Raw genomic sequence first — 13,841 nt, 5'->3', positions numbered from 1 at the left:
CTTACCCGCATACCGCAATCTTCAATCGATTCTGGCCGTCGAAGCGGCATGCATAGTCGAGCGTCGAAGCCGGCGTTTGTCGATGTTGTTCCGCACAGTGGCTTAACCTGAGAAGGGCTCTCATCGATGCAGGATGCACTGATCATCAATACGCGGGATCTGGAATTCCAGCTATTCGAGGTACTCGAAGCCGAGACGCTGACCCATCGCGCGCGCTACGCGGATCACAGCCGCGAGACCTTCAACGCGGCGCTCGATACAGCGCATGCGGTCGCCGTCGAGAAATTCGCGCCGCACAACCGGCTCTCCGATGAGCACGAGCCGCAATTCGACGGCCAGCGCGTGACGATCCCGCACGAAGTGAAAGACGCGCTCGACGCATTGCGCGCGACCGGCTTTCTCGCCGCGGGCAAAGATTACGAATGGGGCGGCATGCAATTGCCGGCGGTGATTTCGTTCGCGTGTCTGTCGTTGTTCAAGAGCGCGAACATCGCGACCTCGTCGTACGCGATGCTGACCAGCGCGAATGCAAACGTCATCGAGCGCTTCGGCTCCGATGCGCAGAAGCGCAAATATCTGCGCGCACTGCTCGAAGGCCGCGCATTCGGCACGATGGCGCTGACCGAACCGCAGGCGGGTTCGAGCCTGTCCGATCTCGCCACCACCGCGACGCCGAATGCGGACGGCACCTACTCGCTGCGCGGCAACAAGATCTTTATTTCAGGCGGCGACCATGAATTGAGCGAGAACATCGTGCACCTGGTGCTCGCGCGCATTCCAGGCGCGCCGCCCGGCGTCAAAGGCATTTCGCTGTTCACGGTGCCGAAATTCCACGTCAACGACGACGGCAGTCGAGGCGCGCGCAACGATGTCGCGCTCGCGGGTCTGATTCACAAGATGGGCTGGCGCGGCACGACGTCGACGATGCTGTCGTTCGGCGAGCACGGCGAATGCATCGGCGAACTGGTCGGCGAGCCGCATCACGGGCTCGCCACTATGTTCCATATGATGAACGAGGCGCGCATCGGCGTTGGACTCGGCGCGGTGATGCTTGGCTATCGCGGCTATCTGGCCTCGCTCGACTACGCGCGTGAACGGCCGCAAGGACGTCACCCCAGCAACAAGAATCCGCTCGATCCTCAATTGCCGCTGATCGAACACGCGGACGTGCGCCGCATGCTGCTCGCGCAAAAGGCCTATGTAGAAGGTGCTTACGCACTGTGCCTGTACGCGGCGCGCCTCGTCGACGAACAGAACACCGGCGAGAACGACACCGCGCGCGCGGAAGCGGCGCTGTTGCTCGATCTGCTGACGCCAATCGTCAAGTCGTGGCCGTCGCAATGGTGTCTCGAAGCGAACAGCCTCGCGATCCAGATTCACGGCGGCTACGGCTATACGCGCGAATATCCGGTCGAGCAGTTCTATCGCGACAATCGCCTGAACATGATTCACGAAGGCACGCACGGCATTCAGGCGATCGATCTGCTCGGCCGCAAGGTCACGATGAAACAGGGTGCCGCGTTGAAGCTGTTTGCTCGCGAGCTGCAACGAACCATCGATAGCGCGCGCGAGTACGCGCCGCTACAGGCTCATGCCAACGCACTCGACATCGCATGGTGCGATGTCAGCGGCACGCTCGACGCATTATTGCCCGTGCTGACAGGCGATACCGAACTCGCGCTCGCCAATGCGAACGCGTTTCTGGAAGCATTCGGCCATCTCGTGGTTGCGTGGACATGGCTGCGCCAGGCGATCGTCGCGCAGGCCGCGCTGCCTCGTGCAAGCAGCGAAGCGGATCAGGATTTCTATCGCGGCAAGCTGCACGCGTGCCAGTGGTTCTTCCGCTGTGAATTGCCGCGCGTCGCGTCGATGCTGGCGCCGTTGCGCACGCTCGACGATACGACGCTCAGCATGTCGCCGACGTGGTTCTAATCCAACACAGCGACAAACGCGTACGAACAATAAGTCGCGCCGCCGTTCAATGCGACAGCGCGATTTCCAGTTGCATGACCACATCGATCAGACGCGGCCGTACCTCTTCGAGCAGAAACTCTTTCGATAGCTTGAACGACGGCCCGCCCACGTTGATCGCCATGATCGGCAATTCGCCGCCCGGCTGAAACGCGCGCGCGATGCCATTCACATCCTTCTGCCAGTCGCCGAACGATGTGGTCACACCGAGCGTGTGGTAATCGTCGAGCGCTTTCTCGATACCACGGCGTGTTTTCGGCCATGCGACGTGATCGAGTTCGCGCACCTGCTCCATGAAGCTGAGGCGGTCGTGCTCGGGAATCGCCGCCAACCATGCGCGGCCGATCGCGGAGGTCGCGACCGGAATGCGCGAGCCGACTTCGAGCGTCAGCGTCAGTGCGACCGAACCACGGCAGTTTTCGACGTAGATCATCGACAGCCGGTCGCGTGTGCCGAGCGAAACGGTCGCGCCGGATACGTCGGCGAGTTCCTGCATCACGGGCCGCGCGATCTTGCGCACGTCCAGACGCGCGAGCATCGCGCTGCCGAGTGCGAGCGACGCGGTGCCGAGCCGATACTTGCCGCTCTCCTTCAGATGGATCAGATAGCCGAGCAAGGTCAGCGTATGCGTCAGACGCGACACCGTCGATTTGGGCAGCCGGCAACGCGCAGCCAGCTCCTGATTGCTCAGCGATTTATCGCCGGAACGGAAACACGCGAGTACTTCGAGTCCCCGCGCGAGCGCCGTGACGAAGTGGCGGTCGTCCTTGTGCAATTCATGCGCGGTGCGCATCGCGAGCGATACAGGGGCTTTCGCGGCGGAACTGGATAGAGAGGCCGGATCGCCTGCGCCGAGGTCGTCGGCGGAATCGTCAGCCGGGTTGTAATTGATTTTGCTCAAGACGAAACAGGCTCCCGCGAACGGCTGGATATCTGACGAACAGGCGAACAAACCAGCGTGAAATGGATCGGGGGCGATCCGGGATGCGAAATTATACGATGTCTCTTCGCATCACTTTTTTCAGCATAGCTGCGGCGACTGAACTATTGTTTAAGCGCGCCGGAAGCGCCACTGCAGCCACTCTTCTATAAGACAGGCGTTTCTCAATGAGTCCGGACCTGCTCGACAAAGCGCACCATTTTTGACATGCAACGAAGCGACATCAATCAACTTATCGAGGATGGTGAAAACGTGAAAACAGTCAATCTCTTGAAGGCGCTCGGTATTGCCGTCTGCGTGGCAACCGCATCCAGCGCCTATGCGCAGGCGAGCGATGCGATGGCGCCCGCCGACACGGCAGCGGCCCCCGCCGCGAACAGCAAGTCCATGCATCAGGCGGATCGCAAGCTCGGCCGCGATGTGCGGCGCGCGCTCGGCAGAGCGCAGGGCTTCAACGTGTCGAACGTATTCGTGCGGGCGCGCAGCGGCGCGGTGACGCTGACCGGTACGGTGCCTCAGGGCAGCATGATCCAGCAGGCCGCGGATGTCGCGAAAGGCGTACCGGGTGTCACCTCGGTGAGCAACAAAATCACGCTCGGCGTGCGGGGCGGTGGCGGCGGCGGGAGTTGACCACCAGTCGACGGCGGCATGGTTCGCACTTTGCTCAGTTCATTCGCTTCGCGTAACTGCCGGTGCGAAATCCATTCGACTGACCTAAGGGGCGCCGCGCGCAACCAGCACGCGGCGCCCCCGTTGTCTTCTATCGGCAACGCTCAGCGCCGCACCAGCCCCACCACATAGCGGCACACGTCATCGCCGGCGTTAAAGAACTCACACTCGACCGGCGCGCCAAGCTGCAGACAATCCCCCGCTTCGAGCCGGTAAGTCTGCGTCCCCTCGCGGAACGTCAGCACCCCTTGCGTGACCCAGATCTGCTGATGCTGAAACACGAACGCATCCGATGGATAAGGCACCCTGACGCCCGCCGGCAGTTCGATCTCGAGCAATTCCAGCACGCCGCCGGTCGGCGGGGACACGCGCCGCCGCGTATAGCCGGTTTCGGGGTCCTGCCAGAGCGCCTGATCGGCGCGGCGCACCAGCCGCTCGCCGGTCTGCTCGGCCAGCGCGAGCAAGGTCGATAGCGTCAGACCGAATGCGCCCGATAGCCGTCCGAGCACGGTGGCCGTGGGGCTGGCCTCGCCGCGCTCGATCTTGCTGATCATCGCCTTCGATACGCCGGAGCGTTCCGCCAGCTCGCTCAGCGACCAGTTGCGCGCCTCGCGTTCGGTCTTCACGCGCGCGGAAATCGCCTGGGTCAGATCGATGGCGGTGGATTCGGACATGGCGGATTCGTATGGGTGGAAGTGGAGATTCGCGAAATTATATCGACGCGCCGCCGTGGCCGGCATCCGGGCACCGCCCCACACCAGCGGCCGGGAATGTCTTGCATAGTAATTCTTCGTCCACTATATTGAACAAAATCGGCTGCAGCAGGGTTCGCGAATTCTCGCCCATGCCTGCCTGCATCGCTCGAACGCCTTTTTTGCCCCCCCATCAGCCGGAACCCGCCATGCCGAAGGAAATCGTTCTCAACGCTTTTGACATGAACTGCGTAGGCCACATCCAGCAAGGCCTATGGACGCATCCGCGCGACCAGTCCACGCGCTACACCGATCTGCAGTACTGGACCGACTATGCGCGCAAGCTCGAAGCGGGCCTGTTCGACGGCATCTTTTTCGCCGACGTGGTGGGCGTCTACGACGTCTACGGCGGCAATCCCGACGCGGCGATCCGCGGCGCCGTGCAGGTGCCGGTCAACGACCCGACGCTGCTGATTCCGGCGATGGCCGCGGTCACCCGCCATCTGTCGTTCGGCGTCACGTCGAATCTGTCGGTCGAGCAGCCGTATCTGTTCGCGCGGCGCATGTCGACGCTCGATCATCTGACGCGCGGCCGGGTCGGCTGGAACATCGTGACCGGCTATCTGGACAGCGCGTCGCGCGCGATCGGTCTGACCGGCCAGATGGCGCACGACGACCGCTACGACCTCGCCGACGAATATATGGAACTGGTCTACAAGCTGTGGGAATGCAGCTGGCAAGACGATTCGGTGCTGCGCGACCGCGAGCGTGGTGTCTATGCGGATGCGTCGAAGGTCCATGTGATCCATCACCACGGCAAGCAGTATCGCGTCGATGCGATGCATCTCGCCGAGCCGTCGCCGCAGCGCACGCCGGTGCTGTATCAGGCCGGCTCGTCCGCGCGCGGCAAGCAGTTCGCGGCGGCGCACGCGGAATGCGTGTTCGTCAACGGCCAGGCGAAGCCCGCGGTCAAGGCGATCGTCGACGATATTCGCGCGCACGCGGTAGCCGGTGGCCGTCGCGCGGACGACATCAAGGTGCTGCTCGGCCAGACCATCATCACGGGCCGCACCGATCGCGAAGCCGAGGAAAAGTACGACGAGTACCGTCGCTATGTGAGTTCGGAGGCGGCGCTCGTGCATGCGGCGGCGTCGCTCGGTATCGACTTCGCGCGCTACGATCTCGACGAGCCGATCGAACCCGGCAAGAGCCAGGCGATCGTATCGAACGTCGAAGCGATGACGCGCGCGGCCGGCCCGCAATGGACCAAGCGCAAGCTGCTCGAACAGATGGTGCTCGGCAGCCGCCAGCAGCCGCTCGTCGGTTCGGCCGACAAGGTCGCCAACGAGTTGATTGCGTGGACTGAGGAAGCCGGCGTCGATGGGTTCAATCTGTCGCGCACCGTCGTGCCCGAGTGCTTCGATGACTTCATCGAACTGGTCGTGCCGTTGTTGCAGGAGCGCGGCGCGTACAAGCGCGCGTATCGCGACGGCACGTTGCGCGAAAAGCTGTTCGGCCATGCACGCCTGCCCGACCGCCACACGGCGGCGCGCTTCCGGTCGCCCGCTTGCGCGGCGGCGCCGGCAGGCGACGCGCAAAGCTGAGCGACGTTAATGAACGCCTGCTCGGCAAGCAAGGTTTGATTGCGCGCCGCCCACACTGATACGGCGGCGCGCGGATTTACAACAGAGGCACCCATGCTTGACAAGAGCACCTACCGCGACGCGATGGCCGGCCTTGGCGCCGCCGTCAACATCATCACCAGCGACGGCGAAGCCGGCCTCGCGGGCTGCACCGCGTCGGCGGTCTGCGGCGTCAGCGACGAACCGCCCACGCTGCTCGTGTGCATCAATCGCAGCAGCCGCAACAACGCGGCATTCCGCGCGAACGGCAAGCTGTGCGTGAACGTGCTGAGCGCGGAGCAGCAGGCACTCGCCGCGCATTTCTCGACCAGCACGCTCGCGCTCGTCGAGCGCTTCGCCGCCGCGCAATGGGACTATCTCGAGACCGGTGCGCCGGTGTTGCGCGGCGCGCTTGCCTCGCTCGATTGCGAGATCGAGTCGATTACCGAAGTCGGCACGCACACGGTGTTCTTCTGCGCGGTCAAAGCAGCGCGCACGCGCGGCGCGGGTGATGCATTGATCTACTATGGCCGGCGCTATCACTGTGTCGGCGAGGGCTCGGTTCATGAGGCACATGCAGCGCATGCAGAGGCGGCGAGCCAGTGCGAAGCGCCGGCCCCGCTGCGCCGGGTCCGCACTGCCTGAGATCGGCGGACGTCATTACGACGGCCGTCATTCGTTTCACCAACCCCGCACTATCCCGCTAGCAACCGTGTCCCGATCGGCCTAAAGAATCGCGCAGCCGCCGTGCATTCGGGACGGAGCGCGATACCCCCGCGCCACGCCGTCGTTATTCGGCGCGTGTATTCGATTGGCACATCACGCCCGCACGATGCCCGTCATCGGTCTGCCCGCCACATTCTTGCCAAACAGCGCGGCCGCCGTGCGTTCGGGATCGAGACCGAGAGCTTCACTCGCGGTACCGGTAATCAACGCGTCGAGCGAAGCGGTCGGCCTCAGGTCACGTGCCTGATACAGCTGATGCGGCGCGAGGCCCGGCCAATCCGCGATCACACGTCCGCCCTGCACCGACCCGCCCAATACCATCGCGACCGAGCCGGTGCCGTGATCGGTGCCGCCGGTGCCGTTCGCGGCCGCGGTCCTGCCGAACTCCGTTGCAACCAACACCGTAGTGTTGGTCCACGACGATCCCATGCCCTCCTTCAACGCTGCGAGCATCGTGTCGAGCGCCTTCAGCTGATTCGCCAGCCGCGCGTTCTGCGCGCTGTGCGTGTCCCAGCCGCCGGTCTCGATCATTGCGATGCGCGGACCGTCGTCGCGCACCAGAAAACTCGCGGCGAGCTTGCCGACGCTCGCTGGATCCTGACGCGCGCCGGCATCGCTCGCGAGGCCGCGTGCCGCCATCGCCGATTCCCATAGCGGGCGCAACTGCGCGTCCTGCTCATAGAGTTGGGAAACGCGGGTGAGCAGATCGTCGGGAGCTTGCGGCAAAGCCGACGGCGCGTACGACGTGACCTCGGCCGAACCGCGCAGCGCCATCGGCACGGTCGGCGCGAACGCAATCGCGTTTTCGCGCGCGGCGGGCAATTGCGCGGCGAGCCGGTTGAGCCAGCCGTCCTTGATCTGATACGGCGACGTGCCGCCCGTCTCCAGCACGTTCTGTCCGTCGAAATGCGAGCGGTCGCGATACGGCGACGCGATCGCGTGCACGAATAGCGCCTCGCGATTCGCGTACAGCTTCGCGATCTGCGCGAGCGACGGATGCAACGCAAAGGTGCCGTCCAGATGCGGCGCGTTCGACGCATCGATCGCGAGCGACCCGCGCAGCGTCGCATACGCGGGGTCCGCGTATGGCACGACGATGTTCAGGCCATCGGCCGCGCCACGCTGGATCACGAACACGAAGCGGCGCTCGGTCGCGACATGCGCGAACGCAATACGCGGCGACACGAGCAGCGCGCCGGCACCCGCGGCGGCGACACTCAGAAACTGGCGGCGTGACAGCATGGCAGTCATCTCCGTTGATTATTTGCGTCAATCATCTGCGTTGAAAATCGGGCGATACCAGCAGCAGCGCGATCGCCGTCGACGCGCTTTCCGCGCGCGACACCGCGCTCGCCGTCGGCTCGCTGAGCGAACCGGCCAGCAAGGTCTGGCCGAGCGAGCGCGCATCGAGCCGGTCGCCGACGCGCGATGCGAAACGTTGCGCGACTTCGACGCGGCGCACGAGCGCATCGGGCGCGGCCCAGCTCGCGGCGATATCGTCATAGCCGGCGGGCGAACCGGGGCGCCAGACGGGCTGGCCGAGCTGCGTGAGAATCGGCGCGCTCTGCAGATTGCCGAGGTCGTGCCAGCCGAGCCCGCGCATCGATGAAATGGTCCACTCCCACGGCGTCTTGAACTTCACCGCAGTCGACGACCACGCTTGCGGCGTATCGATCAACGCGCGATAGACGGTCGGCAGATCACCGCCGCTGCGTGTGAATGCATCGGCAAGATGTTCGCTGACACCGGCAGGCGGATCGTCGGCGACGAAATGACGGGCGAGCTTCGTGCCGATATGCTGCGCAGTGGCCGGCGCGTGCGCGAGATCGTGCAATACCGCGAGCGCCTGCTGTTCGCCGGCCTGATCGTAGCGATGTCCGATGATCGTGCGCGCGCCGGGCTCGTGCAGGGCGGGGCGAAACACAAAGCTGCCCGGTTCGCCGCCCGGCTCCAACGCGCGGCGGTTCGCGTTGCCGCCACCATTACCCGGATTGCCGACGAGGCTCCAGCCGGTCAACGCGCGCGCGAACTCGGTCACGTCGTCCTGGCTATAGCCGCTGCGCACACCGAGCGTATGCAGCTCCATGATCTCGCGCGCGAGGTTCTCGTTGAGCCCGCGCTTGTTGTCCGGATTGCGCTGCGCAGCGCGCAACGCGGCCATGCTGTCAGGTCCGACCGAGCGCGTCTGATCGAGAAACAGCTGCATCGCCGGATGACGCTCGACAGCTACCAGCATGTCCTCGAAGCGGCCGAGCACGTGCGGGCGGATCGCCTCCGCTTCGAACGATCCGGCGAGCGCCGCGACACCGGGCTTTTCGCTCGACACCGCGAAATGATTCGCCCAAAAATGCACGAGCCGTTCGATGAACGGTGTCGGCGTGGTCAGCGCGCTCGCGACGCGCGCATTGACCGACGCGCGGTACATGTCGCGGACTTCGACGCGCAGTGCTTTGCGTTCTGCTTGCTTCGCGGTTTGAGCGATGGGCTGGCTGGCGGCGTTGGTTGTTGCATTAGCCGTTGCGTTGGTTGATGCGTTGAGCCCGCTGTTGATCGCGTTGTTGAGCGCACGCGGACTTGCGTTCGTCCCCTCGCCCGCCGTCTGTTTCGCATGCTGTTGCAACTGCATGCGCTGCTGCAATAACTCCGCAGACAACGCAATCGAATCGGGCTGGTTCGCCCACGCAGCCGGTCGCGGCTGATACTGCTCGAATTGCGCGAGCAGCCAACCCTTCGGATCGGCGGGCGGTGTTTCGTCGGCGCGCGCGCCGAGGCCGAAGCGATTCAGCGCGATCGCCGCGGCATTCAGGTTCGGTGAATTGGCCATACGATCCTCATCGGCGTGTCAGACACTTGCCTGTTCTTTAAACGGCCGATACGTCGAAACCCGGCGCCGTCACGCGTATTTTTTATTCGCCCGAGCCGGCATTGGCAGCCGGCTTCTTCGCGTTCGGCGCCGGCTGCGCTTCGCGCCATTGCCCGCGTAGCCTCAGACTGTTGGCGAACTCGATGCGCTGCTCGGGCGTCAGCGTCGCCGCGAAATCGGCGACACTGGCTTCGACCATCGCGCGCAGGCTGCTGTCGGCCGCGCGCGTGCGTGCGAGCGCGGCATCGAGCGCCGCGCGATCGAGCTGCGGCGCCGCCAGCAAACGCAGCACGTCGCGACGCCCTTCGCGCCCCTCGCGCGCATACTCGCGCCCTTCGCGACGCGCGTTCTTCAGGCCGTCCACGAATGCCTGGCGCTGCTCGGCCGACAGCGGCTCGGCGGCAAAACGCAGCGCGCGCGGCTCCTGCGCTGCCGGCCGATTCGCACCGTGCGCGGCGAACCATTGATACGCGCCGCCGGCAATCGCGCCGAGCAGGAACACGTTGAGCACCGCGGAACCCAGCAGCGCAAACTTCCACGAGCGTCCGTTCATTCGCCGCTCCAATCGGCGGTGCTGCCGCCGAAGCTCGAAGTCAGGTAAGAGGAGTCGTGCACGATCGGCGGCGGGTTTTCGGTCAGCACGAAGAACGACACCGCGAACGCGCCTGCCACGCCGCCGAGCAGCCCGACACCGGCGACCGCCGCGCCCGACCACCACAAACGCCGACGCGCTGCCGGGCGCCGGCGTCTGTTCTCGTCAGGCGCCGCATCGATGACGCGGCATTGCAGCTCGAGGCTCGGCGGCTCGAGCTGGCTGGCGGCGAGCCATGCGTCGAGGCCGGCCGCGTCGTCTAGCGCCGCATCGGCTTCGCCCCGATGCGCGCGCGCCCACGCCTGCGCGGCCTCGCGTTCGCGCTCCGGCCAGCGACGCGCATCGGCGCCGTAAGCTGCAACGATCTGATGGAATCTTTCGGGCGTCATGACTTGTCCTTGCTAAGGCCGCTGCCGGCCAGTTGAGCGCGCAGATTGCGGCGCGCGCGGGTCAGCAGACTTTCAAGCGCGTCGACGCTGACGCCCATCAGGGCGGCAGCGTCGACGTTCGACATCTCCTGGTAATAGCTCAGCACGAGCGCTTCGCGCTGTCGCGACGGCAACGCGGCGAGCGCCGCGCGCAGGCGTGCCTCGTCGGCGCGCGCTTCGAGCCGCGCGTCCGGTAGCGCGGCGGGATCGATCGAATCGGGAGGATCGTCGCTCGTGTCTTCGCGTTGGCCGCGCAGACGGTCATAGCAAAGGTTGAGCGCGACCCGATGCATCCACGTGTCGAACTTCGCTTCGCCTTCGCGCCAGCGCGCGGCCTGTTTCCAGATTCGCACGAACACCTCCTGCGCGACGTCTTCCGCTTCCATCCGGTCGCCGAGCATGCGCGTGGCGAGCGCGAGCAGCCGCGGCAGTTTGCGCGCGACCAGCGAACGGATCGCGCCGGGCTCCTCGCGGCCCACCCGCGCGATCAGTTCGGCGTCCGGATCGGGTGGCGGGTCGCTCAAGGCGCGCGGCTCCGATGGGGCATCGGGTGCGTATGCGTGCGTGTGCGAGAAGACTGCATCACGAGATCAACGTCGTTCACTTGCCGCCGCTCCTTAGGCCGTGGTGGTGTTGTGCTGTCGTTGTGATTTCGCGCCGCTGTCCGCCCGGATATCACGTACGCGATCAATATACGACGACCGCCGGCCGGTAGACGGCCGGACGTGCCGGATAGACCACACAGCCGGCGAGCGACGCCGCCAGCAAAATCATCACGAGTGTTTTCATTGCGCCCCCCGTTCAAGCCCAATGGCCTTCGATCCAGCGCCAGTGCGGGCCGCGTTGCGCCCAGTGCCCGGGCACCCAGTGATAGCCGACACGCACCGGCTGCCAGTGGCCCCCCACCCATACGTAGCGCCCATGGTCCCAACGCCAGCGGCCCTGGTCCCACACATAGCCGGGCCTCGGCGCGGGCACCACCTCGACGCGCGGTGGCGGCGGCGCCATCGGCGCAATCACCACCTGCGCGGAGGCCGGCGCGGATGTCAACGTGGCCGCGCAGCACAGCGCGGCGGCAAGCGTGGAACCCAGCAGACGAATCACGCGGTTGTTGCTGTTGCTCATATCGGATTCTCCCTTTAAAGCCGCAACGAATCGGCGCCTCGAACGGCGCCGTTTCTACTTGAACGCGGCAGCGGGAAAAATCCGGCGCTGGGTTGGAGAAAAAAAATGCACGAGCGCATTGCCGGCCTCCTCCCGATTTCCGTTCGATTTCCTTCCGATGACGGTTCAGCCCGATGCGGTATGCTGTTTCGCTTCGCGAACCTTATCTGTACCTTTGCCCAACAATGGCTGATCTTCCTTTCGACGCCGTGCTCTTCGATTGCGACGGCGTGCTCGTCGACTCCGAACCCATCACGAACCGCGTGCTCACCGACATGCTCGGCGAGCTTGGCTGGCATTTGAGCGTCGAAGAGACGATGCGCATTTTCGTCGGCAAGATGGTCAAGGACGAAGCTGCGCTGATCGAAGCGCGCACCGGTTTTGCAATCACCGACGAGTGGCTCACGAAGTTTCGCGAGCGGCGCAATATCGCGCTCGATAGCGAACTGACGGCGATCGATGGGGCGTCCGCCGCGGTGCGCGCGCTCCATCGAACGCTGAACGGACGCATTGCGGTCGCGTCGGGCGCCGATCGAGTCAAGATCGAATTGCAACTGGTGAAAGCCGGCATGCTCGACTGCTTCGATGGACGCATTTTCAGCGGTCATGAGATGCCGCGCAGCAAGCCGTTTCCCGATGTTTATCTGGCCGCGGCCGCGGGGCTCGGCGTGGACCCTCGACGCTGCGCGGTGATCGAGGATACGGTGACGGGCGCGACGGCGGGTGTCGCGGCGGGTGCGACGGTGTTTGGGTATTGCCCGGCGCATCTGGGGCATAGCAGCGCGACTGCGTTGCATGGCGCGGGAGTCGTTAAGGTGTTTCGGGAGATGGCGGAGTTGCCGGGGGTGTTGGCGGAGTGGGTTCGCGGCTGACTGGCTGATATGCAGAGGTGTTGGCGGTTGAACGCCACTCGGCGGGCAGGAGTTGGTCGATGGCGGTCAGTTTGCGAGTTCGCCGATGCGGTGAATTTCCGCTCTATCCCGACTGCACGCCGTTTGACGGCAGATGGCATGGTGCGTGCAACTGAAACGCACGAGCGCGCCATATAAGCGTGTTCGTTGCCTTCCACCCTTGCCGGAGATCCATCATGACCAGCCTCATCCTTAGTGACCTGTCGCGCTGCGACGAACTTGAACATGCCGATGCGCTGTCCGTGCGCGGCGGTAGCGATTGTCTTAAGCGCGGATTCCCGCCGTCGTGCCATGGCGGCAAACCGTCGGGTTGCGAGCCGCCGCACTACACGCCGTGGCCGCCGCTGCATTTTGGGTGCGGGCCGGTGTATACGCCGCCGGGGTGTTATCCGCAGCCGGGGCATATTGTGCCGCTGTGAGCGGGTCAAGCAGGTGTGCGGCCCGGGTTGATACGATCGGGCCGCATCGCGATCACGACGCTGTTGACTTCCCGCCGGGTGCCGCGATGCGCGCTATCTGTGCGCCCGCATCGAAACGCATGCGCACCGATTCGAGGTCCGCAGGCAGGCGCCACGCACGCGGCTTGCGGCGCGGCAAATCGACAAAGCCAAGCCGACGATAAAGCGCTGCCGCACGCGGATTGCTCACGAGCACGTCGAGCACGATCTCGCGATCTCCCGTTTTCAGCCCTCGCTGCTGTGCGTTTTCACCGCGGATCGCATGCTCGAACAACGCGGAGAAAACGCCCGTGCCGCGCGCTTCGTCTAACGTCGCGCAATGTGCAATGAGCGTCTGCGCACGCTTCGGCTTCGGCAGTTCGGTTTCGAGCACGAGTCCGCGCAACAGCATCGGTACCGTGCGCAACGGGCCAAAATAGCGAAGCAGTGTCCAGACGATGTGCGGATCGTCACTCAAAATGCGCCGCCCATCGTGGGCCGCGAGAACCGCAACGATCCGGCCATGCGCGTCAACGGCGACTTCGTGGCGCCGCCACGAAAAGCGTCCGCCTGATAGCGCAAACGCGTGCTCCAGAAACGCAGTGCATTCACGAGCCGGTACGCCGAGAAAAAACTCGAACTCATGCTCCCCCGACGCGAACACGAGCGGAGCGCACGCGGCAGCATCACTCGCGCGCGCGGGTCGAAACGACAGGCCGACGGCGGTCGTCACCGCGCCCAGCATTGCGTCCGGTTTCGTATTTGCGGGGACGGAATTCATCGTCATATTTGATATGCCTATTCGACCGCGCCGCCTTCGCGTCAC

General features: G+C 64.8%; 15 protein-coding genes. 6 read left to right on the top strand and 9 right to left on the bottom strand.

Annotated features, from left to right (window positions below; translation table 11 throughout):
- Positions 1–126: 126 nt before the first annotated feature.
- Positions 127–1,932, top strand: coding sequence for an acyl-CoA dehydrogenase (locus tag L0U82_RS25095; protein WP_233835435.1), 1,806 nt, complete (start codon positions 127–129; stop codon positions 1,930–1,932).
- 46 nt (positions 1,933–1,978) lie between these two features.
- Here the strand turns inward: L0U82_RS25095 and L0U82_RS25090 are convergent, their stop codons facing one another.
- A complete protein-coding gene (locus L0U82_RS25090) occupies positions 1,979–2,764 on the bottom strand; it encodes an IclR family transcriptional regulator (RefSeq protein ID WP_233837484.1) in 786 nt (261 codons plus the stop codon).
- 399 nt (positions 2,765–3,163) lie between these two features.
- Here L0U82_RS25090 and L0U82_RS25085 point away from each other — a divergent pair, with 399 nt between their 5' ends.
- Complete coding sequence (locus tag L0U82_RS25085; protein ID WP_233835434.1) at positions 3,164–3,541, top strand: BON domain-containing protein; 378 nt, start codon at positions 3,164–3,166, stop codon at positions 3,539–3,541.
- A 143-nt stretch (positions 3,542–3,684) separates the two neighbouring features.
- Here the strand turns inward: L0U82_RS25085 and L0U82_RS25080 are convergent, their stop codons facing one another.
- Positions 3,685–4,254: a helix-turn-helix domain-containing protein gene (locus L0U82_RS25080; RefSeq protein WP_233835433.1), complete on the bottom strand. Its 570-nt coding sequence runs from the start codon at positions 4,252–4,254 to the stop codon at positions 3,685–3,687.
- A 227-nt stretch (positions 4,255–4,481) separates the two neighbouring features.
- Between L0U82_RS25080 and L0U82_RS25075 the strand changes: the two genes are divergently transcribed.
- Complete coding sequence (locus L0U82_RS25075) at positions 4,482–5,876, top strand: LLM class flavin-dependent oxidoreductase (protein WP_233835432.1); 1,395 nt, start codon at positions 4,482–4,484, stop codon at positions 5,874–5,876.
- Positions 5,877–5,969: 93 nt separating this feature from the next.
- Positions 5,970–6,539, top strand: coding sequence for a flavin reductase (locus L0U82_RS25070; protein WP_233835431.1), 570 nt, complete (start codon positions 5,970–5,972; stop codon positions 6,537–6,539).
- Positions 6,540–6,713: 174 nt separating this feature from the next.
- On the opposite strand, the gene L0U82_RS25065 is transcribed toward L0U82_RS25070, so the two are convergent.
- The 6 genes from L0U82_RS25065 to L0U82_RS25040 all read right to left on the bottom strand — a co-directional run bounded on the left by L0U82_RS25065 (position 6,714) and on the right by L0U82_RS25040 (position 11,628).
- Positions 6,714–7,862, bottom strand: coding sequence for a DUF1501 domain-containing protein (locus tag L0U82_RS25065; RefSeq protein WP_233835430.1), 1,149 nt, complete (start codon positions 7,860–7,862; stop codon positions 6,714–6,716).
- 31 nt (positions 7,863–7,893) lie between these two features.
- On the bottom strand, positions 7,894–9,444 hold the full coding sequence (locus L0U82_RS25060; RefSeq protein ID WP_233835429.1) for a DUF1800 domain-containing protein: 1,551 nt from the start codon (positions 9,442–9,444) through the stop codon (positions 7,894–7,896).
- Positions 9,445–9,526: 82 nt separating this feature from the next.
- The gene (locus L0U82_RS25055) at positions 9,527–10,036 is read right to left on the bottom strand and encodes a periplasmic heavy metal sensor (protein ID WP_233835428.1); all 510 of its coding nucleotides are present in this window, start codon (positions 10,034–10,036) and stop codon (positions 9,527–9,529) included.
- Positions 10,033–10,464, bottom strand: a complete 432-nt coding sequence (locus tag L0U82_RS25050) for a hypothetical protein (RefSeq protein WP_233835427.1) — start codon at positions 10,462–10,464, stop codon at positions 10,033–10,035. Before L0U82_RS25050 ends, L0U82_RS25055 begins: the two co-directional genes overlap by 4 nt.
- Positions 10,461–11,027 carry an RNA polymerase sigma factor gene (locus L0U82_RS25045; protein WP_233835426.1) on the bottom strand — a complete coding sequence of 189 codons (567 nt, stop codon included), beginning with the start codon at positions 11,025–11,027 and terminating at the stop codon, positions 10,461–10,463. The genes L0U82_RS25050 and L0U82_RS25045 overlap by 4 nt, the downstream gene beginning before the upstream one ends.
- A gap of 277 nt (positions 11,028–11,304) precedes the next feature.
- Complete coding sequence (locus L0U82_RS25040; protein ID WP_233835424.1) at positions 11,305–11,628, bottom strand: YXWGXW repeat-containing protein; 324 nt, start codon at positions 11,626–11,628, stop codon at positions 11,305–11,307.
- Between the two features lie 224 nt (positions 11,629–11,852).
- Here L0U82_RS25040 and L0U82_RS25035 point away from each other — a divergent pair, with 224 nt between their 5' ends.
- The gene (locus L0U82_RS25035) at positions 11,853–12,539 is read left to right on the top strand and encodes an HAD family hydrolase (protein WP_233835422.1); all 687 of its coding nucleotides are present in this window, start codon (positions 11,853–11,855) and stop codon (positions 12,537–12,539) included.
- 215 nt (positions 12,540–12,754) lie between these two features.
- Complete coding sequence (locus L0U82_RS25030) at positions 12,755–12,997, top strand: hypothetical protein (RefSeq protein ID WP_233835420.1); 243 nt, start codon at positions 12,755–12,757, stop codon at positions 12,995–12,997.
- A 52-nt stretch (positions 12,998–13,049) separates the two neighbouring features.
- Here the strand turns inward: L0U82_RS25030 and L0U82_RS25025 are convergent, their stop codons facing one another.
- Positions 13,050–13,796, bottom strand: coding sequence for a GNAT family N-acetyltransferase (locus tag L0U82_RS25025; protein ID WP_442793661.1), 747 nt, complete (start codon positions 13,794–13,796; stop codon positions 13,050–13,052).
- Between the last annotated feature and the right edge of the window lie 45 nt (positions 13,797–13,841).

This window comes from Paraburkholderia sp. ZP32-5 (assembly GCF_021390495.1).
GTDB lineage: Bacteria > Pseudomonadota > Gammaproteobacteria > Burkholderiales > Burkholderiaceae > Paraburkholderia.
Note: the sequence above shows the minus strand (reverse complement) of the source record. Positions and strands in the feature narration are given on the sequence as shown.